Origin of the sequence: Kitasatospora sp. NPDC057015, assembly GCF_042673745.1 — a bacterium.
Classification (GTDB): domain Bacteria; phylum Actinomycetota; class Actinomycetes; order Streptomycetales; family Streptomycetaceae; genus Kitasatospora.
Genome location: NZ_JBHUSG010000017.1, coordinates 53,755 through 76,568, shown reverse-complemented (window position 1 = coordinate 76,568; position 22,814 = coordinate 53,755). Strand labels below are relative to the sequence as shown.

20 protein-coding genes and 1 pseudogene are annotated in these 22,814 nt (G+C 73.7%); 14 read left to right on the top strand and 7 right to left on the bottom strand.

Features of this window, described 5'->3' with window-relative positions:
- Positions 1–54: 54 nt before the first annotated feature.
- From epsC to ACFTWP_RS18365, 7 genes and pseudogenes are all read left to right on the top strand, one after another.
- Entirely contained in the window at positions 55–663 is a 609-nt protein-coding gene (gene epsC / locus ACFTWP_RS18395) for a serine O-acetyltransferase EpsC (RefSeq protein ID WP_380265635.1), read from the top strand.
- Between the two features lie 49 nt (positions 664–712).
- Positions 713–1,615: pseudogene (locus tag ACFTWP_RS18390) on the top strand (acetyl-CoA carboxylase biotin carboxylase subunit family protein); the annotation flags it as partial.
- A 21-nt stretch (positions 1,616–1,636) separates the two neighbouring features.
- Positions 1,637–2,962 carry a pyridoxal-phosphate dependent enzyme gene (locus ACFTWP_RS18385; protein WP_380265696.1) on the top strand — a complete coding sequence of 442 codons (1,326 nt, stop codon included), beginning with the start codon at positions 1,637–1,639 and terminating at the stop codon, positions 2,960–2,962.
- Complete coding sequence (locus tag ACFTWP_RS18380) at positions 2,959–4,233, top strand: ATP-grasp domain-containing protein (RefSeq protein ID WP_380265634.1); 1,275 nt, start codon at positions 2,959–2,961, stop codon at positions 4,231–4,233. Before ACFTWP_RS18385 ends, ACFTWP_RS18380 begins: the two co-directional genes overlap by 4 nt.
- 79 nt (positions 4,234–4,312) lie before the next feature.
- Positions 4,313–5,569, top strand: a complete 1,257-nt coding sequence (locus ACFTWP_RS18375; RefSeq protein ID WP_380265633.1) for an ATP-grasp domain-containing protein — start codon at positions 4,313–4,315, stop codon at positions 5,567–5,569.
- Between the two features lie 8 nt (positions 5,570–5,577).
- The gene (locus ACFTWP_RS18370) at positions 5,578–6,843 is read left to right on the top strand and encodes an MFS transporter (protein WP_380265632.1); all 1,266 of its coding nucleotides are present in this window, start codon (positions 5,578–5,580) and stop codon (positions 6,841–6,843) included.
- Between the two features lie 60 nt (positions 6,844–6,903).
- Entirely contained in the window at positions 6,904–7,359 is a 456-nt protein-coding gene (locus ACFTWP_RS18365; protein WP_380265631.1) for a cupin domain-containing protein, read from the top strand.
- A gap of 76 nt (positions 7,360–7,435) precedes the next feature.
- Here the strand turns inward: ACFTWP_RS18365 and ACFTWP_RS18360 are convergent, their stop codons facing one another.
- Positions 7,436–7,981 carry a nucleoside deaminase gene (locus ACFTWP_RS18360; protein WP_380265630.1) on the bottom strand — a complete coding sequence of 182 codons (546 nt, stop codon included), beginning with the start codon at positions 7,979–7,981 and terminating at the stop codon, positions 7,436–7,438.
- Between the two features lie 28 nt (positions 7,982–8,009).
- Positions 8,010–8,846 (bottom strand): LLM class flavin-dependent oxidoreductase, encoded by an 837-nt coding sequence (locus ACFTWP_RS18355; protein WP_380265629.1) that lies wholly within the window; start codon positions 8,844–8,846, stop codon positions 8,010–8,012.
- Between the two features lie 396 nt (positions 8,847–9,242).
- Between ACFTWP_RS18355 and ACFTWP_RS18350 the strand changes: the two genes are divergently transcribed.
- A complete protein-coding gene (locus tag ACFTWP_RS18350; protein WP_380265695.1) occupies positions 9,243–10,406 on the top strand; it encodes a serine hydrolase domain-containing protein in 1,164 nt (387 codons plus the stop codon).
- Positions 10,407–10,472: 66 nt separating this feature from the next.
- Here ACFTWP_RS18350 and ACFTWP_RS18345 read toward each other — a convergent pair whose 3' ends face one another.
- Positions 10,473–11,006, bottom strand: coding sequence for a MarR family winged helix-turn-helix transcriptional regulator (locus tag ACFTWP_RS18345; RefSeq protein WP_380265627.1), 534 nt, complete (start codon positions 11,004–11,006; stop codon positions 10,473–10,475).
- Between the two features lie 116 nt (positions 11,007–11,122).
- Here ACFTWP_RS18345 and ACFTWP_RS18340 point away from each other — a divergent pair, with 116 nt between their 5' ends.
- Positions 11,123–11,533 (top strand): organic hydroperoxide resistance protein, encoded by a 411-nt coding sequence (locus tag ACFTWP_RS18340; protein ID WP_380265626.1) that lies wholly within the window; start codon positions 11,123–11,125, stop codon positions 11,531–11,533.
- Between the two features lie 237 nt (positions 11,534–11,770).
- Here the strand turns inward: ACFTWP_RS18340 and ACFTWP_RS18335 are convergent, their stop codons facing one another.
- The 4 genes from ACFTWP_RS18335 to ACFTWP_RS18320 form a co-directional block, all read right to left on the bottom strand.
- Positions 11,771–12,421 carry a fasciclin domain-containing protein gene (locus ACFTWP_RS18335; RefSeq protein ID WP_380265625.1) on the bottom strand — a complete coding sequence of 217 codons (651 nt, stop codon included), beginning with the start codon at positions 12,419–12,421 and terminating at the stop codon, positions 11,771–11,773.
- Positions 12,422–12,584: 163 nt separating this feature from the next.
- Positions 12,585–14,255: a molybdopterin-dependent oxidoreductase gene (locus tag ACFTWP_RS18330; protein ID WP_380265624.1), complete on the bottom strand. Its 1,671-nt coding sequence runs from the start codon at positions 14,253–14,255 to the stop codon at positions 12,585–12,587.
- 233 nt (positions 14,256–14,488) lie between these two features.
- On the bottom strand, positions 14,489–16,087 hold the full coding sequence (locus ACFTWP_RS18325; RefSeq protein WP_380265623.1) for an SDR family oxidoreductase: 1,599 nt from the start codon (positions 16,085–16,087) through the stop codon (positions 14,489–14,491).
- A 27-nt stretch (positions 16,088–16,114) separates the two neighbouring features.
- A complete protein-coding gene (locus ACFTWP_RS18320; RefSeq protein WP_380265622.1) occupies positions 16,115–17,191 on the bottom strand; it encodes a spore photoproduct lyase family protein in 1,077 nt (358 codons plus the stop codon).
- A 385-nt stretch (positions 17,192–17,576) separates the two neighbouring features.
- On the opposite strand from ACFTWP_RS18320, the gene ACFTWP_RS18315 reads away from it, so the two are divergent.
- The 5 genes from ACFTWP_RS18315 (at position 17,577) to ACFTWP_RS18295 (ending at position 22,725) form a co-directional block, all read left to right on the top strand.
- Positions 17,577–18,161 carry a sigma-70 family RNA polymerase sigma factor gene (locus ACFTWP_RS18315; protein ID WP_380265621.1) on the top strand — a complete coding sequence of 195 codons (585 nt, stop codon included), beginning with the start codon at positions 17,577–17,579 and terminating at the stop codon, positions 18,159–18,161.
- Positions 18,158–18,910: an anti-sigma factor domain-containing protein gene (locus ACFTWP_RS18310; RefSeq protein ID WP_380265620.1), complete on the top strand. Its 753-nt coding sequence runs from the start codon at positions 18,158–18,160 to the stop codon at positions 18,908–18,910. The genes ACFTWP_RS18315 and ACFTWP_RS18310 overlap by 4 nt, the downstream gene beginning before the upstream one ends.
- A 211-nt stretch (positions 18,911–19,121) precedes the next feature.
- Positions 19,122–20,447 (top strand): NAD(P)/FAD-dependent oxidoreductase, encoded by a 1,326-nt coding sequence (locus ACFTWP_RS18305; protein ID WP_380265694.1) that lies wholly within the window; start codon positions 19,122–19,124, stop codon positions 20,445–20,447.
- Positions 20,448–20,593: 146 nt separating this feature from the next.
- Positions 20,594–21,403 (top strand): DUF1365 domain-containing protein, encoded by an 810-nt coding sequence (locus tag ACFTWP_RS18300; RefSeq protein WP_380265693.1) that lies wholly within the window; start codon positions 20,594–20,596, stop codon positions 21,401–21,403.
- Entirely contained in the window at positions 21,400–22,725 is a 1,326-nt protein-coding gene (locus tag ACFTWP_RS18295) for a class I SAM-dependent methyltransferase (RefSeq protein ID WP_380265619.1), read from the top strand. Before ACFTWP_RS18300 ends, ACFTWP_RS18295 begins: the two co-directional genes overlap by 4 nt.
- Positions 22,726–22,814: the final 89 nt, after the last annotated feature.

Here is a 22,814-nt window from a genome sequence, read left to right as displayed (position 1 = left end):
CCGCCGAGTTCAACGGACCAACGGGGAAGCAGGCCATGACACACGGAGGACCGCATGCGTAAGGCGATCGCCAGGGCGAAGGAAGATCTCTCCATGATCGTCGCCCGAGACCCGTCGATCAGCACCCGCGGGGAGGCGCTCCTGCATCCCGCGCTGCCCGCGCTGTGGACCTACCGGCTGGCGCACGTCCTGCACACCCGGGGGCACCGTTGGACCGCGCGGATCCTGTCCTACCTGGCACGTTCCGTCACCGGCGGCATCGAGATCCACCCGGGCGCGCGCCTCGGGCGGCGCGTGTTCATCGACCACGGAGCCGCCGTGGTGATCGGGGAGACCGCCGTGATCGGCGACGACGTCACGATCTTCCACCAGGTCACCCTGGGTGCGGTCGGCTGGTGGCGGGACGACCGGCGCGAGCCGGGCGCCCGCCGTCACCCGGTCGTCGGTGACCGGGTGGTGATCGGCACCAATGCGATCGTGCTCGGCCCGGTCACCGTCGGCGACGACGCGCTGATCGGTGCCGGCTCGCTCGTGCTCGCCGACGTGCCGCCCGGCGCCCGGGTGATGGCCCCCGCCGCCGAGATCGTGCCACGACTGTCCGCCGAGGACCGCGAGGATTCGGCTCAACTGCTGCGCGCCCTGGCCACCTCCGGGTGCTGGTAGAGCCGCACCCCTCCCTGTCCCCCGCATCACCACCCGACCACGTGTCGGCATGCCATCGGAGGCATCCATGCTTCATGTCGGTGTCCTGGAGAGCAACCTCTCCGGTTCCGGGTTCGAAGGTCTACAGATCATCAAGGAACTCGACTGCCGCGTCACCTTCTTCACCCGCGACCTCGATCGGTACCTGGAAGTGCCGGGCGGCCCGGCCTACTTCGACAACTACGTCGACGAGATCGTGCACTGCGAGACGAACATCCTCGAGGAGCTCCTGCCGCACGTGCACGCGGCCGGCGCCAAGCACGCCTTCGACGCGTTCCTGACGCTGGCGGAGTACGACGTGGTCGTGGCCGCCGAGGTGGCGGTCCTGCTCGGCCTCCCCACCGTCAGCGTCGACGGGGTCACGGTCGCGCGCAACAAGGCGCTGATGCGCCGTCGTTGCGCCGAACTCGGCGTCGCCATACCGGCGTTCCGTACCGTGCAGACCGCTGCCGAGGCGCGGGCGGCGGCGGCCGAGATCGGCCTGCCCTGCGTGGTCAAGCCGGCCGACGAGACCAGCAGCGCGGACGTCCGGCTGGTGGAGACCGCCGAGCAGGCCGCCGAGCACGTGGAGCTGATCCGGTCCAGAGTGGAGAACACCCGAGGCCAGAGCCGCTACCACGAGCTGATGGTGGAGGAGTACCTGAGCGGTCCCGAGGTCAGCGTCGAGGTGCTGGCCGAGGGCGACCGGTACGAGGTCTTCGGGGTGACCGACAAGTCGGTCGTCGGCCAGGGCTACTTCGTCGAACTGGCCCACAGCTTCCCGTCCAGCCTGCCCGACGCGGTGGTCCGCGCCTGCGGCGACCTGGCCGTGGAGGCGCTGCGCGCGGTCGGGTTCGACCTGGGCATGGCCCACGTCGAGATCAAGGTGACCGCCACCGGGCCCAAGCTCATCGAGATCAACCCGCGGCCCGCCGGCGGCAAGATCACCTACCTGGTGGACCAGGCCCTCGGCCTGAGCTCGCTGGAGCTGGTGGCCAGGCAGTACCTCGGTCAGCCGCTGCCGGAGGTGGTGCTCCCGGCGAAGCCGGTCGGCGGCGCCGCCATCCGCTACCTGACCGCGACGCCCGGCCGGGTGGTGTCCGTCGGCGGTGCGGAGCGGGCCGCCGCGCTGCCCGGCGTGCTGGAGGTCGTGGTCAAGCCGAAGCCCGGCGACCTCCTCGGGGAGCTGCGCCGCAACGGCGACCGCTCCGGACACGTGCTCGTGGTGGCCGAGACCGCCCAGCTCGCGGCGCGCACCGCGGAGGCGGCCGCGAACGAGATCAGCATCCGGACCGAGCCGGACCGCCGGCGTCCGGTCGCCGACTCGCTCGCCGAGCTGATCGGCGGCACCCCGCTGCTGCGGCTGCCGGTGGACCGGATCCTGGACTCGGTCCCGGCCGACGCCACCGTGCTGGCCAAGCTGGAACTCTTCAACCCGTGGTCCAGCAGCAAGGACCGGGCCGCGCTCTCGATGCTGCGCGGCGCCGAGGAGGCCGGACTGCTCACCCCCGGCAGCGGCACCGTGATCGAGGCGACCTCGGGCAACACCGGGATCTCGCTCGCCGCGCTGGCGGCGGCCCGCGGCTACCGCTGCGTCATCGTGCTGCCGGACAACGCGACTCCTGAGCGGGTGGCCATCCTGCGCTCGCTCGGCGCCGAGGTGGTGCGCACGCCGCACACCGGCGGCTACCAGGCGGCGGTCGACAAGGCCGAGGAACTGCACCGGAGCACCCCCGGCTCGTGGTTCTGCTGCCAGCACGACAACCCGGACAACGTACGGGCGCACTACGAGACCACCGGTCCGGAGATCTGGGCCGACACCGACGGGCAGGTCGACGTGTTCGTCTGCGGCGTCGGCACCGGCGGCACCCTCAGCGGCGCCGGCCGCTACCTGCGCGAGCGCAACCCCTCGGTGCGGCTCGTGGCGGTGGAGCCGGCGGGCTCGCCGCTGCTGTCCGGCGGTGAGCCCGGCACGCACTGCATCCCCGGGTTCAACGGCGGCTTCATCGCACCGACCACGGACCGCGACCTCATCGACGAGGTGATCCCCGTCTCCGACGCCGACGCGCTGGGCACCACCCGCCGGCTCGCGCAGCGCGCCGGTGTGGTGGTCGGCGTCTCGGCCGGTGCGGTCGTGCACGCCGCCGGTGTCGTGGCGGGTCGTCCCGAGTACCGCGGCAAGCGCATCGTCACCCTGCTGCCCGACACCGGCGAGCGCTACCTGAGCCTGCTGGGCCGCGAGGCCGAGCCGACCGCGGCCGACGGCGGCGGTGCCCGATGACCGCACCCGCAGCCGCCGACGACCGGCCCCGCCTGCTGATGGTGATGCCGTACCGGCAGTTCGTGCAGAAGGCGCAGGCCCAGGGGTTCTGGGTCGGTGCCATCTGGGACTCCCGGCTGGAGACGCCGGAGTACCTCGACGAGGTGCGCGAACTGGCGGACCTCTTCGTGCCGGCGGACTTCGAGGACGAGGAGCTGCTGCGCCGCACCATCCGTACGGTGGCGCAGGAGCACGGCGCCTCGCTGATCTACCACATCGGCCGCGAGGACACGATGGTCGCCGCCTACGAGGTGGCCGAGGAGCTGAAGGTCGGGCTCAACCCGGCCGCGGCGATCCGCTACCTCGTGGACAAGCAGGCGATGCGGGCCCTGCTGGCGGAGCGCGGGCTGTCGCCGGTGGCCTTCGAGGCGGCCGCGACCCGGCAGGAGGTGCCGGACGCCGTGAAGCGGATCGGCTACCCGGCCGTGGTCAAGCCGGCCGCGCTCGCCGGCAGCCGGGGCGTGTTCCTCTGGCAGGAGCCCGAGGACCTGGCGACCTGGACCGCACTGGTCGACCAGTACGACTACCAGGGTCCGTTCCTGGTCGAGGAGTACCTGCGCGGTCCCGAGTACAGCGTGGAGACGCTGAGCACGGACGGACGGCACCGGGTGGTCGGCATCACCGAGAAGCTGCTCGGGCCGCCGCCGCTGTTCGTGGAGGTCGGACACGTCCACCCGGCGCCGCTTCCGGCGGAACGGGTGCGTGCCATCGAGGAGTTGACCACCGACCTGCTCACGGCCTGCGGCTACCGGTTCGGCCCCGCGCACACCGAGCTGATCTGGACGCCGAACGGCCCGCGCATCGTCGAGTCGCAGTCCCGGCTCGGCGGCGACCGGATCCCGCGCATCGTCGAGCTGGCCGGCGGGCTGGACATCGAGCAGGCGATCTTCGCCGGCATGGCGGGCGCACCGGTCGAGCCGCCGGCGCCGACGGCCACCGCGACGGTCCGGTTCTTCACCTTCCCGCCCGGCCGGGTCGAGGAGGTCCGCGGCCTGGAGGCCGTCCGCCGCCTCGACTTCGTCGACGAGCTGAGCCTGCGCCTGCAGCCGGGGGACACCGCCTCGGAGGTCCGCGACTCCAAGAGCCGGCACGGCCACGTGATCGTCTCCGGCGCCACCGCCGAGGAGGCGCTGGCCCGTTGCGCGGAGGTGCTGGCCACCATCGAGGTCGTCATCGACGGCGTGCCCGCGCGGGCGGACGGTCGCACCGGCGTGCTCGGGGCGTCCGGATGAGCGTCGTCGGCCGCCAGGCCCCACCACGGAGAGAGGCAGTGACCATGCAGTGGTCCGCACCAACGACAGGAAGGTCGGCATGACCGCCTACGACACGGACGCACAGGTGCTGTTCGTCGGCTACAACGCGGCCTACCTGCGCGCGATCGACGGGCGGGTCCCCAGCGGGTCCGTCCTGGTGATCGAGGAACCCGACATCATCCGCAAGCGGGAACTGCACGACGCCCCGGCCGGGTTCGACTGCCTGGACCGGATCGTCCCGGCCAGCTACCAGCAGTCGGACGAGGCCCTGGCGCTGGCGGTCGACCTGGCCGCCGCGCGGCCGATCGCCGCCGTCGTCCCGGGTCTGGAGTACGCGGTGCCCGCCGCCGCGGCCCTGGCCGCGAAGCTCGGACTGCCCGGCGCGACCGAACCGGCCGCCCAGGCGCTGCGGGACAAGGTCCGGCTGCGCGAGGTCGCCGGCGCCGGTGGCGTCCGCAACCCGCGCTGGCGGGAGGTGTTCGGGCCCGAGGACATCCTCGACTTCGCCGGGGACGGCCCGGTCGTGGTCAAGCCGGCGAACCGTCAGGCGAGCGTCGGCGTCCAGCTGCTGGACTCGGTCGACGCCGAATCCGCGGCGCTGGCCTGGGAGCGCACCTCCGGCGCGGCCGAGTACGAGCAGGTGCCCGACCGGGATCTGCAGTGGCGGTTCCTGGCCGAGGAGCGCCTGCAGGGCCCCGAGTTCAGCGTCGAGGCGCTGGTGCGCGGGGGTGAGATCGTCTTCGAGAACATCACGGCCAAGACGGTGATCCCCGGCCCGTACCCGGTCGAACTGGGACACCTGCTGCCCGCCCCGCTCGACCAGGACACCCAGCTCGCGTTCGAGACGGCCATCCGGGCGCTGGTCGCCGCGCTCGGCTTCCAGACCGGCATCCTGCACGCCGAGTGGATCCTCACCGAGGCCGGGCCGACGCTGGTCGAGTGCGCCGGCCGCTGCCCCGGCGACTACCTGGTCGACCTGCTCGACCTGGCCTACGACACCCGGATCCGGGTGACCCTCATCGATCTGCTGGCGGGCCGCCCGGTCACGCTTCCGCGGCTGCCGCAGCGGACCTCGGCGATCCGGTTCCTGGCCGCCGAGCCGGGCACCGTGACCGCGATCTCCGGCGTGGACGAGGCGAAGGCGCTGTCCGGCGTCCGGGCCGTCGGGGTCGATGCCGAGGTGGGCCTGGAGGTCCGCCCGTGGGCGTCCTCCTGGGACCGTGCCGGGCACGTCATCGCGACCGGCCCGGACGCGGACACCACGCGCCAGCGCGTGCTGGACGCGGACGCGGCCATCCGCATCACAACCGAGTAAGGAAAGACATGTCTGTTCTGTGGCAGCGCGTCCGCGGTCTGCGCGGGTCCATGCCCGGGGGCTCGGTCGGCTGGCGGCTGGCCGTGATGGCGACCATCAACGCGGTCGGCACGGGTGCCTTCCTGTCCGTCTCGGTGCCGTTCATCACCAGGTCGGTCGGCCTGTCCGAGGGCAACCTCGGGCTCGGCCTGACGCTGTCGGCCACCATCGCCCTGGGCACCGCGATCCCGATCGGGATCGTCGCCGACAAGATCGGCCCCAAGAAGGTGCTGGTCGGGGTCAGCCTGTGGCGCAGCGCCTGCTTCGTGGTGTACCCGTTCGTCCAGAACCTGTGGCAGTTCATGACCGTGGTGTGCGTCCTCGGCCTGGTCGACAAGGCCGCCGCGCCGATGGAGCAGGCCCTGGTCGGGCAGGCGGTGTCGCCCGACGAGCGGGTCAAGATGATCGCGATCCTGCGGTCCATCCGCAACGTCGGCTTCACCCTGGGCGCCCTGCTGGGCGGCATCGGGCTGCTGCTGGACAGCCGGGCGGGGTACACCGGGATCCTGCTGCTGAACGCCACCACCCTCGCGGTGCTCGCCCTGCTGGCCTCGCAGCTGCCGGTGCTCAACAAGCCGGCGAACAGCCTGCGGCGGCGGTTCTCGATGCAGGTGCTGCGGGACGGGTCGTTCCTGTCGTTCACCGGGCTCAACGCGGTGCTGACGATGCACATGACCCTGCTGAGCATCGGCATCCCGCTCTGGATCACCAAGCACACCGACGTCTCGTCCGCGGTGATCTCCCCGCTGGTGGCGGTCAACACCGTGCTCGCCGTCGCCCTGCAGGTGCGGGCGAGTCGGGGCACCGACACCATCGCCGGTGCCACCAAGGCGCTGGTCTGGGCCGGTTTCTCACTGGCCGTCTGCTGCCTGCTGCTGACCGCGGCCCCCAAGCTGCCGGTCGTGCTGGCGATCGGCGTGCTGCTGCTGGCCATGGTCGCGCTCACCGGCGGCGAGCTGTGGCAGTCCGCCGGCGGCTGGGGAGCGTCCTACCTGCTGGCCGTTCCCGGCCAGGAGGGTGTCTACCTCTCGGTCTTCTGGCTCGGCCTGGCGGTGCAGCAGATCGCCGCACCGATCATGGTCAGCCTGGTCGTCACGAGCGGCACCACCGGATGGGTCGTGCTGGCCGCCCTGTTCGCGGCCTGCGGCCTGGTCGCACCGGCCGTCGGCCGCTGGGCGCAGGCCCAGGCGGACGGCCGGGCCCCGCAGGAAGCCACCCTCGCCGAAGCCAAGTAACCACTGAAGCACGCCGACCGGCCAGGCCGGTCGGTACTTGTCAACACACTGAGGAGAGTCATGTCCATTCCCCTGTACGTCCCGGCCGGCGGCGGCGAGTTCGCCAGCATTCGCGACGGCAAGAAGAAGACCTACTTCAAGCTCACCACCGAGCAGTCCAACGGTGAGTTCGGCTTCTTCGAGCACCACATGGCCCCGGAGGCCAACGGCGCCTCCCCGCACATCCACGACCAGTCCACCGAGATGTTCTACGTCGTGAAGGGTGAGATCGAGTTCACCATCGGCGACGAGAAGGTGATCGGCGAGCCGGGTGCCTTCGCCTACGTCCCCAAGGGCGCGCCGCACGGTTTCACCAACCACGGCGACACCGACGCCACCCTGCTGATCATGTTCTACCCGATCTTCAGCCGGGAGGACTACTTCCGCGGTCTGGAGCGCCTCACGGCCAACGGCCGCAACCCCAGCCTTGAGGAGCTGCAGGAGCACATGGCGAAGTACGACCAGCGCATGGTCTGATCCACACGTCGCCCGGACGGACCCGGGCCCGGCAGCGAATCCGCTACCGGGCCCGGGTCCTTCGGTGTTCCGCGGCTCAGGCGGTGGCGTCGATCTTGCGGAAGCTGCGCTGCAGCTCACGGACCTCGTCCGCGAGTCCGGGAACCGGCCCGGCCACGTCGAGGCCGGGGACGACGTCCCGGATGGCCAGCGGGTTCAGCGGCGAGGTGATCGGCACACCCCACTCGGCCAGCCAGCCGCGGTACTGCTCGGTCGAGCTCACGTACACGATCCGGCCCAGTCCGGCCCAGCCGTGCGCGGCCGCGCACATCGGGCAGTGCTCGCCGGAGGTGTAGACGGTCGCCCTGGCGCGCTCCTCGGCGCCCAGGTTGATCGCGGCCCAGCGGGCGAGCTCGAACTCGGGGTGGCGGGTCGGGTCACCGGCGGTGGACTCGCGGTTGCGGTCCTCGGCGAGGACCTTGCCGTCCTCGCCGACGAGCACGGAGCCGAACGGCCAGTCGCCGGCCGCCACCGCCTCGGCCGCCAGCTCCACGCAGCGGCGCAGATGGGGGAGATCGGCCTCGGTGACGAGGCCGGCGCCGTCGGTGGCGCTCCCGGGAAGGTCGTGGTCGTTGAGGGCCACTTCTACTCCGTTTCTGAGGGGGTGTTCGTTATGCCCGGTGCGCGGCCACGGTGGCCAGTGCCTGCCACGCGACCTCGGGTCGGAGGGTCTCGTTCGGATCGCTGTTGTACGGGTCGAGCAGTACGGTGTCGGCGCCGAGAACGCGCAACTGCTCGATGTCGTCGAGAATCTGGTCGAGGGTGCCCTCGCCGGCCCGGCGTTCCGGATGGTCGATCGGCTTTTCGGTAAGCCGGAGCACGATTCGCGGCACCAATTCCGGCACCGGACGATCGAGTTCGGCCGAAATGGCCTTCAGCCGGTCCAGTGCGTCCCGATACCAGGGCATCGTGAACCGCAGCGGATGCCAGGCCGTGCCGAGGCGTACGGCCCGCCGCATCGCGGCCTCGCTGTGGCCGCCCATCCAGAGCGGAATCTGCCCGCTCCGGTAGTCGGCCTCGTCCGCCCAGGCCGCGCGCATGGTGAGAAGGTGCTGCTCGGTCAGCGCGCCGCGCCGTTCGAAGGGTACGCCGAGGGCCTCGAACTCCTCCCGGGCCCAGCCGACGCCGACACCGAGAATCAGCCGACCACCGCTGATCTGGTGAAGGTTGGCCGCCATTCGGGCGGTCAACAGGGGATGCCGGTAGGGCACGATCAGAACCGTGGTGCCCAGTTTTATCTCGGTGGTGATGCCGGCCAGCCAGGCGAGCGTGGTGAAGGGCTCGTAGAAAGGGGCGGGATACTGTCTGGCGACATCCGAGGTGATGGCGACGTGGTCGGAGACCATCAACAGATCGAATCCCAGGCCCTCTACGGTTTTTGCCCACCGTGCGAGCTGATCGGGGTTGGTGCCAGGTCCGAAGTTCGGAACATTCACGCCTATCCGCATGACGCAAAGGTTAGCAAGTGTTCACCATCGGCGGGGTGGTTCCCGCCCATGCCCGATGAGAATCGGGTACATCCTTGGATAACCGCGGACGCCGCTCCCGTCGGGGCCCGCGAGGCCGCAAGGCACCGGTGTGGTGCGGGGTCTGGTCGACCGTCAGGGGTCGCCGCTCGCGATGCCGCCGGGGTCGATGCCCAGGGGCGGGGGCGCCCGCCGGGCCCGTGGCGCTGCCCCGCGCTGCTCCGGTCGGTGGGCGTCCGGGTGCTCCGGTCGGGTGACGGGACCGGCCGGGTCGCGCCCCGCCCGGGCGGGACGGGTGATGCGGTGGGCCGGGCGGTCCCGCGCGCCGACCGGGTCGGCGCGTCCCGCCTGTCTTCGCCCCGCCCTCGCTCCCAGGAGATCCCCGTGCCGCTGCCCCGTCCACGACTGCGTCCGCTGCTCGTCCTGCTCACCGCCGCCGCCCTGGCCGGCCCGGCCCCGGCCCTCGCGCAGGCCGCACCGCCGCACGGCGGGGACGGGCTGCAGCGCGAGCTGGACGAGCTGGTCGTCGCGCCCGGCGGCCCGCCCGGGGTCATCGCGGTGCTCCGACGGGGCCCGCACACCGAGGTGCTGCGCGCGGGCGTCTCCGAGGTCGGCACCGACCGCCGGCCGCGGCCCACCGACCACATGCGGATCGCCAGCGCCGCCAAGGCGTTCAGCGGCGCCGTCGCGCTCTCGCTGGTGAACCGCGGCCAGTTGGGCCTCGACGACACCCTCGCGGAGCGCCTCCCCCAGCTGCCCGCCGCCTGGGGCGCCGTGACGCTCCGTCAACTGCTGAACCACACCAGCGGGTTGCCGGACTACTCGGACTCCGCCGAGTTCCGCCGGATCCTTCAGGACGACCCGCACCACGTCTTCGAGTCCCGCTGCCTGTTGGACTTCGCGGCCGGCGAGCCGCTCGGGTTCACCCCGGGCAGCCGGTACCGGTACTCGAACTCCGACAACATCGCCGTCGCCCTGATGGCCGAGGCCGCGTCGGGCCGCCGGTACGAGGACCTGCTCCGCTCGGCGGTGTACCGCCCGCTCGGCCTGCACGAGACCAGCCTCCCGCAGGGCTACCTGCTGCCCGAGCCCTACCTGCACGGCTACGCCGTCCAGCCGCCCGACGCGCCCGAGGACGTGAGCACGCTGTTCGGCGCCTCGGGGGCGTGGGCATCGGGCGGGATCGTCTCCACCCCCAGGGACCTGGGCACCTTCATCGGTGCGTACGCCGGCGGCCGGCTGATCTCGCCGCCCGTCCGCGCGCAGCAGTTGACCTTCGTCGACGGCGCCTCGGAGCCCGCCGGGCCGGGGCGCAACGAGGCGGGTCTGGCGATCTTCCGCTACACCACCCGCTGCGGGGTGGTGTACGGGCACACCGGCAACACGGCCGGGTACACGCAGCTGGCGGTGGGCACCCCCGACGGCAGTCGCTCGCTGACCTTCTCCGTCACCACCCAGGTGAACGAGACCGGGAAGCCGGAGCTGTTGGCCCGACTCCGGGGCGTCCAGGAGGACTTCGTCTGCTCCCTGCTGCGCGGCTGAGCCCCGGCTGCGGCGCCGCGCGCGCGGCGGTGATGCGGCCGGCCGGCGCCGGTCGCCGGTCGGCCGTCAGGGCGCGTCGGAGGCCGGCTGCCGGGGTGGTGCGGGCGTGGAGACGGGTGCGGGAGTGGGCGCGGAGAGTTCCGCCGCGGCGCCGTCGAGCGATCCGGTGACCCGGGCCAGCAGCGAGCGCAGGGTCGCCGCCTCGTCCGGGGAGAGGTCGCTGGCCTCGACGATCCGGCGGGGCACGCAGACCGCCTGCTCGCGCAGCGCGGCGCCGCGGTCGGTGAGCCGCACCGTCACCGAGCGCTCGTCCTCGCTGCTGCGGGCGCGCCGGACGTAGCCGGTGGCTTCGAGGCGCTTGAGCAGCGGGGAGAGGGTGCCGGAGTCCAGCCGCAGGTACTCGCCGATCCGCTTGACCGGCAGCTCGCCGTGCTCCCAGAGCACGAGCATGACCAGGTACTGCGGGTAGGTGAGATCGAGGTCCTTGAGCACGCCGCGGTAGACGCTGCCGAAGGCGCGGGAGGCGGCGTGCAGCGAGAAGCAGATCTGGTGGTCGAGTCGGAGCAGTTCCTCGTCGGGCACCCGGGACAGGTCGGTCATGCCTCCAGGATAGCCGGACCGCGCACAGTTCAGTTGTGCGCAATTCAATTGCGTGCTCTACTTGAGTGCAGAGGGGCGGCCGGGACCGGTCGCCGACGAGAGAAGGGACCAGCCAGATGGACGCGCTGTACACCGCCGTCGCCACCGCCAACGGCCGCGAGGGCCGCACCGTCAGCTCCGACGGCCAGGTGGACCTCGCGCTGGCGATGCCGCCGGCGCTCGGCGGCAACGGCCAGGGCACCAACCCCGAGCAGCTCTTCGCCGCCGGCTACGCCGCCTGCTTCGCCAGCGCGCTCGGTCTCGTCGCCCGCCAGGCCCGGGCCGACGTCAGCGAGGTCTCGGTCACCGCCGAGGTCTCGATCGGCAAGGACGACACCGGCTTCGGCCTCGCCGTGGTGCTCCGCGTCGAGCTGCCCGACTCCCTCGCGGGCGAGACCGGCCAGCTCCTGGTCAAGCAGGCCCACGAGGTCTGCCCGTACTCCAAGGCGACCCGCGGCAACATCGAGGTCGAGCTCGTCGTCGAGTAGTCCCGCTCCGGCGGGCACCGCACCCGGCGGGCCCGCAGCCGGGGACACCGCCCCGTACCGCGGGTCGCAGGGCAACACGGCGCAGTGCAATGCAGCGCAGGACAACACGGCGCAGCGCAGTGCGGCGCAGGACAACACGGCGCAGTGCAGTGCAGTGCAGGGCAACACGACGCAACAGAGCAGGCCCGGACCGCCGAGCGGTCCGGGCCTGCTGCGTTGCGCTGTCGGGGTGCGGGATCAGGAGGTCGGCATCAGGACGGTGTCGACGATGTAGACGGTGGCGTTCGCCGTGTGGACGTTGCCGCAGAGCACCTTGGCGTTGCCGTTGACCGTGAAGTCCTGGCCGGAGCCGGCCACCGAGAGGTCGCTGCCCTCCAGGGTCTTGTGGCTGCCGGCCAGCGAGGCGGGCGCCAGGCTGTCGGGCGTCACGTGGTAGGTGAGGATCTTGGTGAGCATCGCCTTGTCGGCGAGCACCTTGTCCAGGGTCTCCTTGGGCAGCTTGGCGAAGGCGTCGTTGGTCGGGGCGAAGACCGTCACGTTCTTCGCCGAGTTCAGGGTGTCGGCCAGGCCGGCCGCCTTGACCGCCGTCACCAGGGTCGACAGCAGCGGGTTGTTGGAGGCGGCGGTGGCGACCGGGTCCTGGGCCATGCCGTTGAAGCTGCCCGCGCCGTCCTTCGGCACGGCGGCGCAGGCGGCGCCGAACGGCTCGGTCATGGCGGCGGCCGGGGTCGCGGCGGCGGGTGCGGAGCTGGCGGCGGCCGGTGCGGAGGAGCCGCTCTTGGCCGAGGAGGAGGACGAGTCGCCGCTGCTGCCGCAGGCGGTCAGGCCGAGGGCGAGGGCGCCGGCGGCGAGCAGGGCGGCGGTGGTGCGGATGCTGGTCACGGACATGAGAGGTCACTTCCTGTGGATGGCCGGCCCCGGGCATGGCGGTGCCACGGCAGGGGCAGCGGTCTGGGTTCGCTGCGCCGAACTGGCGGAGCGGACGGTGGGGTACCGCGGGTACTGGGGTGCTGCGGGTACGTCGGTGGATCGGTCAGGGGTGCGGTGGTGGTCAGGTGACGGTCACCACGGTGCTGTGCCAGCCCGTGGAGCCGCTCGGGAAGGGCGTCGCCCGGGCCTCGGGCTGGACGGCGCCGGTGGTGTCGGTGGCGCGGACCTGGAGGGTGTGGGTGCCGGGTCGGGCGCCCGTCCACTCGTAGCTCCACTGCCGCCAGAGGTCCGGCCCGGCGTCGGCGGCCAGGGTGGCCTGGGCCCAGGGGCCGTCGTTCACCCGGACCTCCACCGCGGCGATCCCGCGGTGGGTGGCCCAGGCGGTACCGGCCACCGTGACGGTGCCGGCCGGGATCCGGGCGAAGCCGGCCGGCACCTCGATCCGGGAGGCCGTCCGGACGGCGCCGGTGCGGTCCCAGCCGCGCCGCACCCAGTACGGGTCGTACCGGGCGAAGGTGGTGACCTCCAGGTCGACCAGCCACTTGGTGGCGGAGGTGTACCCGTAGAAGCCGGGCACCACCGAGCGGCAGGGGAAGCCGTGCGCCACCGGCAGCGCCTCGCCGTTCATGGCCACGGCGAGCAGGGCCGAGCGACCGTCCAGGACCGCCTCCAGCGGGGTGCCGATGGTCATGCCGTCCTTGGAGCGCCCGACGAGCTGGTCGCCGCCGGCGCGTACGCCCGCCTCCCGCAGCAGCGCGGGCAGTGAGGCGCCGAGCCAGCGGGTGGTGCCCAGGTAGGGGCCGCCGACCTCGTTGGAGACGCAGGACATGGTGTGGTCCAGCTCCTCCAGCGGTCGCCGCAGCAGCTCGTCGAAGCTGATCAGCAGCGGTCGGTCCACCAGCCCGTGGATCCGCAGGGCCCACTGGTCCGGATCGATCCGGGGCAGGGTGAGCGCCGTGTCGACCCGGTAGAACTCCGAGTTCGGGGTGACGAAGGGGGAGAGTCCGGGGATCCCGGGGTGCACCGCCGCCGGCAGCGCCCGGAGCGGCCGGACCGGTGGCGGTATCCGGACCGCCAGCCGGGCGGCGCTGACGTCGTTGCGGGACTGCGACAGCGAGCGACCGGAGTAGCCGACGGCCGCCGCGAGCACCAGGGTGCCGCCGGTGGCGACCAGGAACTGCCGCCGGTCGGCCCGTACGGCCACCGGCGCCGCCGCCTCGACGGTCGCGGCCCCGCCCGCCCGCGCCCCGGGAGCCGAGTGCGCTCCGGGAGCCGTGGGTGGGAGGGCGCGGCGGTAGCGGCCGGCCAGCAGCAGGACCACGGCGGCCCCGCCGAGGCCGGCGGCCAGCGAGGGCAGCAGGTACGAGACGCCCGCCGTGCTGCGCGACATCGCGGCCCAGGCGCCGACCCCGCCGAACACGGCGAAGACCGCCGCACCGGCCCGCGGCCGGCGGACCGCGACCAGGCCCGCCAGCACCGCGAGGGCGGTGAGGGTCAGGTAGATCCCGCCCAGCAGTACCGCCTTGTCGTTGGTGCCGAAGGTCCGGATCGCGTACTCCTTGAGCGGAGTGGGCGTCAGGTCGATGGCCGCCGAACCCACCGCGAGGGCGGGCGCGCTGGCCGGTCCGGTGAAGGCCGCGACCAGCTCGCCCAGGGCGATCGCCGAGGCCGCCGCGGCCAGCCCGACCACGGCGGCGCCGGCGGTACGGACCGCCCGCGCGCGCAGGCGCTGCGGGCGGGATCCGCCGGTGGGTGCCGGCGTCTGGCCGGGTTCGTTGCTCACACCCACCATTCGGGGCCGCCGCAGGGCCGGATGGGTGCGAATCCCGATCTCACCCTCAGGAGTGAATCACCCCCTCCGACCTGCGAGTTGAGCCGCCCGCCGGGCGCCGGCCGAAGCCGGGCGCCGGCCGGCCACCGCCGACACGGCCCCGGCAGGCCACCGCCGGCTCGGCCACGGCACACCCACCGCCGGCACGGCCGACCACCCGTCAGGACGCAACCGCCGGGCCGACCGGGTGTCCGTCAGGGGGCCGGTGCCGCAGCCGCGAACTGCTGCGCCCGGGCGGCGATGTTCCGGGCCATCCCGCCGAAGACCACCGTGTGGAACGGCGCGACGGACCACCAGTACGCGTGCCCGGCCAGCCCGCGCGGGTGGAAGAGCGCGCGCTGGCGGTAGACCGCGCCGCCGTTCACGCCGGGTTCCACCCGCAGTTCCAGCCAGGCCGGACCGGGCAGCCGCATCTCCGCGCGCAGCCGCAGCAGCCGCCCGGGCTCGATCTCCTCCACCCGCCAGAAGTCCAGCGAGTCCCCGACCCGCAGCCGGGTCGGGTCCCGCCGCCCGCGCCGCAGGCCCACCCCGCCCACCAGGCGGTCCAGCCAGCCGCGCAGGGCCCAGGCGAGCGGGAACGAGTACCAGCCGTTCTCGCCGCCGATCCCCTCCACGACCTTCCACAGCATGGCCGGGGGGACGTCCACCGCCAGTTCCTGTTCGTCCTGGTAGAGGCTGCCGCCGGCCCAGTCGGGGTCGCTGGGCAGCGGGTCGCTCGGAGCGCCGGGCAGCGACGCGGAGGACCACCGGGTGCTCACGTCGGCGTCCTGGATCCGTTTCAGGGCGAGCCGCACGGCCTCGTCGAAGCCGGTCAGCCCGCCCGGCGGGGCGGGGGAGTAGCGGGCGATGTCGTGCTCGCCGCAGACCACCTCGTGCCGCAGCGACTCGACGAGCGGCCGGGCCAGGCCGCTCGGCACCGGTGTCACCAGCCCCACCCAGTGGCTCGACAGGCTCGGCGTCAGCACCGGGACGGGCACGATGACCCGCCGGGGCAGGCCCGCCACCCGGGCGTAGCGGAGCATCATCTCGCGGTAGGTGAGCACGTCCGGGCCGCCGACGTCGAAGGTGCGGTTGACCTCGGGCGGCAGCCCCACGCAGTCGACCAGATGGCGCAGCACGTCCCGGACGGCGATCGGCTGGATCCTGGTCCGCACCCAGCTGGGCGTCACCATCACGGGCAGCCGCTCGGTCAGGTGGCGCAGCATCTCGAAGGAGGCGGACCCGGAGCCGATGATCACGGCGGCCCGCAGCTCCGCCGTGGGCACGCCGCTGTCGCGCAGGATCCGGCCGACCTCGGCCCGCGAGCGCAGGTGCGGGGAGAGCTCCCGGCGGGGGACGCCGGGCGGGACCAGGCCGCCCAGGTAGACGATCCGCCGGACCCCGGCCGCGGCGGCGGCCCGGCCGAAGGCCAGGGCGGCGTCCCGGTCGCGCTGTTCGAAGGAGGGGCCGGTGCCCAGCGCGTGCACCAGGTAGTAGGCGACGTCGACGCCCTCGAAGGCCGCGGGCAGGGTCTCCGGGCGGGTCACGTCGCCCCGCGCGCTCTCCACCCGGGCCCGCCAGGGCAGGTCACGCAGGCGGCCCGGGTCCCGGGCGAGGCAGCGCACCCGGTGGCCGGCGGCCAGCAGCTCGGGCACCAGCCGGCCGCCGATGTAGCCGGTGGCGCCGGTCACCAGGACGCGCACGCCGCCGCCGGCGGGGCCCGGGGGGCGGGGGGCGCCGGACGCCGGTGCGGCCTGCGCGGCGTCCGCGGCGCGGTCGGGGGCGGGCGGCTCGGCGGCGGTGGGTTCGCTCATCGGTACCTCCGGTGGTTCGGGCGGCGGTCAGAACGCGTACCGGATCCGCAGCCAGGGGGCGTGCCGCTCGACCAGGCCCCGCAGGGTCCGGACGGCGGCTCCCTTGAGGCCGGTGCGGTAGCGGACGTTCCAACCGCCGCTCTGGGAGCGCTTGGCCTCCTGCAGGCCGGGGCGCCAGAGCACCTCCTCGGCCCTGGGGTGCCAGCCGAGGTTGACGTCGTGCAGCTCGCGGTTGTGGGTCAGCATGATGATCTCCGCGGCGGCCTGCGCCTTCACCGCGCCCGGCAGGGTGTCGTCCATCCGGCGGAGCAGATCCGCCCAGTCGCGCTCCCAGCCGTCGCGCAGGACGACCGGGGAGAAGTTGAAGTGCACCTCGTACCCCGCGACCAGGAAGTCGCCGGCGGCGGCGAGGCGCTCCGGGACGGGCGTGGTGCGGACGTCGAGCAACCGCGCGTCGGCCGGCGGCATCAGCGAGAAGCGGATCCTGGTCCGGCCGCGCGGGTCGAGCGCCAGCAGCTCCGGGTTGACCCACTTGGTGGCGAACGAGGCCTTGGCCGTCGGCCACTGCCGGAAGGCCCGGATCAGGTCGGCGGTGTTGTCGCACACCAGGGCGTCGACCGAGCAGTCGTTGTTCTCCCCGATGTCGTACACCCAGGCGGCCGGGTCGCACTGGTTGGGCTCCGGCTTGGGCCCCTGCTTCGCGACGTGCCGGCCGAGGTGGGCGATCACCTTGTCGATGTTGGTGAAGACGGTGATCGGGTTGGCGTACCCCTTGCGCCGGGGCACGTAGCAGTACGCGCAGGCCAGCGCGCAGCCGTTGGCCGAGCTGGGGGCGATCCAGTCCGCCGAGCGGCCGTTGGGCCGGGTGGCCAGCGACTTCTTCACGCCGAGCACCACCACCTCGCTCTTGATCCGGGCCCACCGGGCCACGTTGCCCTCGTTGCCGTGCAGGTGCGGGATCTGCCAGTGCGAGGGCACCGCGATGACCTTGGCGTCGGGGAACCGGTCGAGCACCTGGCGCCCGCGCGGTGAGGCGGCGGCCGCGGGTTCCGCGTAGATCTCCCGGACGTCGAAGAGCCGGCGGTCCGGTCCGGTGGTCGTCACTGTGCGCTGCTCCTCGGGTCGTCCCGGTCGTCCCGGTCATGCTGGTCGGACGGGTCGGACGGGTCGGACGGGTCGGTGGTGGCCTGCCGTGCGGGCCGACCGTCCCGGCCTCCCGGCGGCTTCGCCGCACGGTATTCGGTGCGGGCCGTCGGGAGGATTGGTCCGGGGCCGGACGGCGGAGAAGAATTCCGGTCGGGCGGCCAATCCAGCGGGCCGGCCGGTCCGAACAACAGGTGCCCGGCCCGGTGCAGCGTTCGGTGCCCGGGCCGGACGTCCCGACCGCTCCCAGGAGGCCAGTCATGCCCGCGACCCCACCGCAGGACCGCCCACCGGTCCTGTCCCAGCGACCGACGGCGCCCGGCGCCGGCTGTCGGGGGGTGGCGAGGTGAACACCGTGGTTCATCTGTCCGGCCCGCAGCGACGGGGACCGGACCTGAGGGAGCTGCTGGTCAAGGTCTCGTTCGGGGACCAGGAGGCCTTCGGCCGGCTCTACGACGCGGTGGCCGGTCCGGTGCTGGGCCTGGTGCGACGGGTGCTCCGGGACCCGGCGCAGTCCGAGGAGGTCACCCAGGAGGTGATGCTGGAGGTGTGGCGGACCGCCGCCCGCTACCAGCCCGAACGGGGCGAGGTGATGGCCTGGGTGATGACCCTCGCCCACCGCCGCGCCGTCGACCGGGTGCGCAGTGCCCAGGCCGCCGCGGACCGCGACCGCCGGGCCGCCGCCCAGGCGCACACCCCTGCCTACGACGAGGTGGCCGAGCAGGTCGAGGGCCGCCTGGAGCGCGAGCAGGTCCGGCGCTGCCTGAAGATGCTGACCGAACTCCAGCGTGAGTCGGTCACCCTGGCGTACTACCGGGGCTGTTCCTACCGGGAGACCGCCGAGATGCTCGGGGTGCCGCTCGGCACCGTCAAGACACGCATGCGGGACGGTCTGATCCGGCTGCGCGACTGCCTGGGGGTGGGGTCATGAGCACGGCCGCCGATCTGCACACGCTGACCGGCGCGTACGCGGCGCACGCGCTGCCGGAGACGGAGAGCCTCGCGTTCGAACGTCATCTGGCGCAGTGCCCGGCCTGCGCGCTGGAGGTCCAGGAGTTCAGGGCCGCGCTGGCCCGGCTCGGCTCCGCCGAGACGACGAGGGTGCCGCCCGAGCTGAAGGCCCGGGTGATGGCCGGCATCGGTTCGGTGCGCCAACTCGGGCCCGGCGAACCGCTGGACGAGCGCGGGTCCGGTGCGGGCGGGAGCGGCCGGTTGGCCCGTACCTGGCCCAGGTTCGCGCTGGCCGCCTCGGTCGCCGTCGCGGTCGGCCTCGGCGGTGTCGCGGTCAGCGAACACCGGTCGGCCGAGCAGGCCCAGCGGCAGTCCGCCCAACTGCAGCAGCAGGCGGCGGCGTTCGGCTCGCTGCTGACCGCCCCGGACGCCCGGACCAGGACTGCCAAGGCAGGCGCCGGGGTCGGCACCGTGGTCTGGTCCGAGAGCCTGGATCAGGCCGGCTTCCTCGCCGCGAGCCTGCCCCAACTGCCGAAGGACAAGGTCTACGAACTCTGGTTCAACGACTCCGGCACCATGCGACCGGCCGGGCTGATGCCCGTCTCCACCGGTTCGATGCTGCTCAGCGGCCCGATCGACGGCGCCGTGGGCATCGGGGTCACGGTCGAGCCGGCCGGGGGCTCGCCGCAGCCGACGGGTGCGCCGGTCATGCTGATGCCGTTCGCCTGATCCCGGCGGTGGGCCGACCGATGGATCCAGCGGGTGGATCCAACCGCTGGATCCATCTGCCGGATCCAACCGGCGGAACGCGCCAATCCGTTCGGCCCATCGCTCCGAATACCTGATGTCCAGGGGAATGGAGGCCCGTCCGGAGACGGGTGGGCCCGACGGAACGGGAGGGGCGTGCGTGAGCGTGCCCGAGCATGCCGCAGCGGTCGTGATCGCGGGTGACGAGACCGGACGGCGCCGGGCGCGCCACCACGCGGGAGGCCGCGGGACGGCGGTCGTGGGGAGTGGGGTGGCCGGCCTGACCGCCGCCTACCAGCTGCACCGAGCCGGCGTCGACGTCGAGTTGTTCGAGGCCGACGCCCGGCTCGGCGGCCACGCCCACACCCAGGACGTCACCGGCGCCGACGGGCGGACCGTACCGCTCGACACCGCGTTCCTGGTGCACAACGACCGGACCTACCCCCATCTCGTGGAGATGTTCGGTGAGTTGGGCGTCGTCACCCGGCCCAGCGAGATGAGCATGTCGGTGCAGTGCGGCGGCTGCGGCCTGGAGTACGCCGGCGCCCGGGGCCCGGGCGGTCTCTTCGCCCAGCCGTCCCGGGCACTGCACCCCGACTACCTGCGGATGCTCGCCGAGGTGCCGCGGTTCCACCGCCGGGCCCGGCGGCTGCTGGCCGACACCGGGCCGCGGGCGGAGGCGCTCACGCTGGGCCGGTTCCTCACCGAAGGGGGCTTCTCGTCGTACTTCGTCAGCCACTTCGTGACCCCGGTGGTGTCGGCGGTGTGGTCCTGCGCGCCGGACGTCGCGGGCGACTACCCGGCCCGCTACCTCTTCGCGTTCCTCGACAACCACGGGATGCTCGCGGTCACCGGCTCGCCGACCTGGCGGACGGTGGTCGGCGGCTCCCGCGGTTACGTCGAGAAGATCGCCGACCGCCTGACCGCCGTCCATCGGGGCACCCCGGTCCGCGCCGTCCGGCGCCACCCGGACGGGGTGGAGATCGTCACCGGCGGCGGCGAGCGGACGGGGTTCGACGCCGTGGTCATCGCCACCCACCCCGACCAGGCGCTGGCCCTGCTGGCCGACCCCACGGAGGCCGAACGCGAGGTGCTCGGCGCGTTCCGCTACTCGCTCAACCCGACCGTCCTGCACCGGGACGCGAGCCTGCTGCCCGCGGCCGCCCGGGCCCGCGCCTCCTGGAACTACCGGATGGCCGACTGCGGCGGTCGTGCCGACCGGGTGGAGGTCAGCTACCACCTCAACCGGCTGCTCGGCCTCGACACGGACGAGGACTACCTGGTCACCCTCAACGAGGACGCCGCCCGGCCGGTGCCGCCCGAGCACGTGGTGGCCCGGATGACCTACCGCCACCCGGTCTACACCCCGGAGAGCCTGGCCGCCCAGCGCCGGCTGCCCGAAATCACCACCGGACGCACCGCGTTCGCCGGTGCGTACCACGGCTGGGGCTTCCACGAGGACGGCTGCCGCTCGGGCGTACTGGCCGCCCGGGCCCTGGCCGGGGTCGCAGCGCCGTGACCGGGAACAGCGCCGCCGGGGACGGTGTGATCGGGAACGGTGTGACCGGGAACCGCGCGGCCGACGCTCCGGAGCCCGGCCCGCGCCGTTCGGCCGCCGTGGCCGCCGCGCCGTCGCCGACCGCCGTCGAGGCACTGCGGGTGGAGCTGCCCGGGCCCTGGGGCGCGGCCCTGTACGACTGCCGGATCGCCCACGTCCGCACCGGTCCCGTCCGGCATTCGTTCACCCACCGCACCTACCTGTGGCTGGTCGACCTCGACCACCTGCCGGTGCTTCCCGCCGCGCTGCGCCCGCTGGCCCGGTTCCGGCCGGCGGACCACGGCGACGGGCGGCGCCCGCCCCGCCGGGACATCGAGGAGTTCCTGGCCGGCCACGGCCTGGACCTGGCGGGCGGCCAGGTGCTGATGCTGGCGCACGCCCGCTCCTTCGGCCACGTCTTCAACCCGCTCACCGTCTACTGGTGCCACGGCGCGGACGGAACGCCGCTCTGCACGGTGGCCGAGGTGCACAACACCTACGGCGGGCGCCACCGCTACCTGCTGCGGACCGACCCGGACGGCCGGGCCCGGGCCGCGAAGGAGTTCTACGTCTCGCCGTTCTTCCCCGTGGACGGCGAGTACCGGATGCGGCTGCCGGAGCCCGGCGCCCTGCTGGACCTCTCCGTCCACCTGCGGCGCGGCGGCGAGCGGGCGTTCACCGCCACCGTGCGCGGCACCCGCCGCCCGGCCGGCGTGCTCGGGCTGCTGCGCGAGGCCGCCCGCCACCCCTTCTCGACGCTCGCGGTCTCCCTGCACATCCGGTACCAGGGCATCCGGCTGCTGCTGCGGGGCCTGCCCGTGCACCCGCGCCCGGGCCGCCCCGCGGCGGGCCCGCCGGCGCCCGCACCGCGCCCGAAGTGCCCGCCCGCGCACGACCGTTCCACCCCCGACGTCAAGGAAGAAGCCCCGCTGTCGTGACGACCTACAGCACCTATCGACCCACCCCCGCGCCCGGCCGGCCGCAGCAGCCGCCGCTCGACAGCCCCGCGGTGGACCCGGTGCGCTGGCCCGACGTGGCCCGCGTGCCCGGCGGCCCGGCGCGGGCGGCCGTCGCCGGGCAGCTGCTGCGCGGCGTCGCCCGCCGGCTCGGGCTGCGCGTCGAACTGCCGGGCGGCAGGCTCCTGGTGGACGCGCCGGACGGCGCCCCGACGTTGCGCCTGCACCGCCCGCGGGACTTCCACCGGCGGATCGGGGCCGGCGGCCTGATCGGCTTCGGCGAGTCCTACCAGGCGGGCGACTGGGACTCACCGGACCTGGTCGCCCTGCTCACCGCGCTCGCCACCTCGCCGGGCACCCTGGTGCCGCCCCGGCTGCAGGGGCTGCGGCGCTGGCACGCGCAGCGACCGCCGGCCGCCGAGCGGGGCAGCGAGGAGAACACCCGCCGCAACATCCAGCGCCACTACGACCTCTCCAACGACCTCTTCGCGCTCTTCCTCGACCCCACCATGACGTACTCCGCCGCGCTCTTCCCCGCGGATCCCACCGGTGCGGCGGCGCCCCGGGCCGGCTGGGCGGAGCTGCCTTCGGCCCAGCACCGCAAGATCGACCGGCTGCTCGACCTGGCCGGTGTGGGGCCGGGCACCCGGCTGCTGGAGATCGGCACCGGCTGGGGCGAACTCGCGCTGCGGGCCGCCGGGCGCGGCGCCGACGTGGTCACGCTGACCCTCTCCGAGGAGCAGCGACGGCTGGCCGAGCGCCGGATCGCCGAGGCCGGGTACGCCGGCCAGGTGGAGGTGCGCCTGTGCGACTACCGCACGGCGGAGGGCAGGTACGACGCGGTGGTCAGCGTCGAGATGATCGAGGCGGTCGGCCGCCCCTACTGGCCCGCCTACTTCGCCACCCTGGACCGGGTGCTCGCGCCCGGCGGCCGGGCCGTGCTGCAGGCGATCACCATGCCGCACGAGCGCATGCTCGCGAGCACGGACACCTACACCTGGATCCTCAAGTACATCTTCCCCGGCGGGCAGATCCCCTCCACCGAGGGTCTCGCCCGGGCCGCGGCCGAGCACTCCGGGCTGCGCCTCACGCACTGGCACGCGTTCGGCCCGCACTACGCGGAGACGCTGCGGCTGTGGCGCGAGCGGTTCACCGCGCGGGCGGAGGAGGTCGCGGGCCTCGGTTTCGACCACGTCTTCCGGCGGATGTGGGAGCTCTACCTCGCGTACTCGGAGGCCGGCTTCCGGGCCGGCTACCTGGACGTCCAGCACCTGCTGTTCACCCGCGAGGAGCCGGCCCGATGACGACCCCGGACCGCCCGATGACGGCCCCGGACCGCCCGACGAGGGCCTCGGACCGTCCGACGAGGGCCCTCGTGCACCCGGCGGCCGCG

What these genes read in the sequence shown, in the direction of transcription:
- ACFTWP_RS18365 (WP_380265631.1), top strand. Translation starts at nt 6,904, where the DNA reads ATGTCCATTCCCCTGTACGTCCCGGCCGGCGGCGGCGAGTTCGCCAGC.
- ACFTWP_RS18330 (WP_380265624.1), bottom strand. Translation starts at nt 14,255, where the DNA reads ATGGTGGGTGTGAGCAACGAACCCGGCCAGACGCCGGCACCCACCGGC.
- ACFTWP_RS18380 (WP_380265634.1), top strand. Translation starts at nt 2,959, where the DNA reads ATGACCGCACCCGCAGCCGCCGACGACCGGCCCCGCCTGCTGATGGTG.
- epsC (WP_380265635.1), top strand. Translation starts at nt 55, where the DNA reads ATGCGTAAGGCGATCGCCAGGGCGAAGGAAGATCTCTCCATGATCGTC.
- ACFTWP_RS18370 (WP_380265632.1), top strand. Translation starts at nt 5,578, where the DNA reads ATGTCTGTTCTGTGGCAGCGCGTCCGCGGTCTGCGCGGGTCCATGCCC.
- ACFTWP_RS18340 (WP_380265626.1), top strand. Translation starts at nt 11,123, where the DNA reads ATGGACGCGCTGTACACCGCCGTCGCCACCGCCAACGGCCGCGAGGGC.
- ACFTWP_RS18345 (WP_380265627.1), bottom strand. Translation starts at nt 11,006, where the DNA reads ATGACCGACCTGTCCCGGGTGCCCGACGAGGAACTGCTCCGACTCGAC.
- ACFTWP_RS18375 (WP_380265633.1), top strand. Translation starts at nt 4,313, where the DNA reads ATGACCGCCTACGACACGGACGCACAGGTGCTGTTCGTCGGCTACAAC.
- ACFTWP_RS18310 (WP_380265620.1), top strand. Translation starts at nt 18,158, where the DNA reads ATGAGCACGGCCGCCGATCTGCACACGCTGACCGGCGCGTACGCGGCG.
- ACFTWP_RS18355 (WP_380265629.1), bottom strand. Translation starts at nt 8,846, where the DNA reads ATGCGGATAGGCGTGAATGTTCCGAACTTCGGACCTGGCACCAACCCC.
- ACFTWP_RS18335 (WP_380265625.1), bottom strand. Translation starts at nt 12,421, where the DNA reads ATGTCCGTGACCAGCATCCGCACCACCGCCGCCCTGCTCGCCGCCGGC.
- ACFTWP_RS18325 (WP_380265623.1), bottom strand. Translation starts at nt 16,087, where the DNA reads ATGAGCGAACCCACCGCCGCCGAGCCGCCCGCCCCCGACCGCGCCGCG.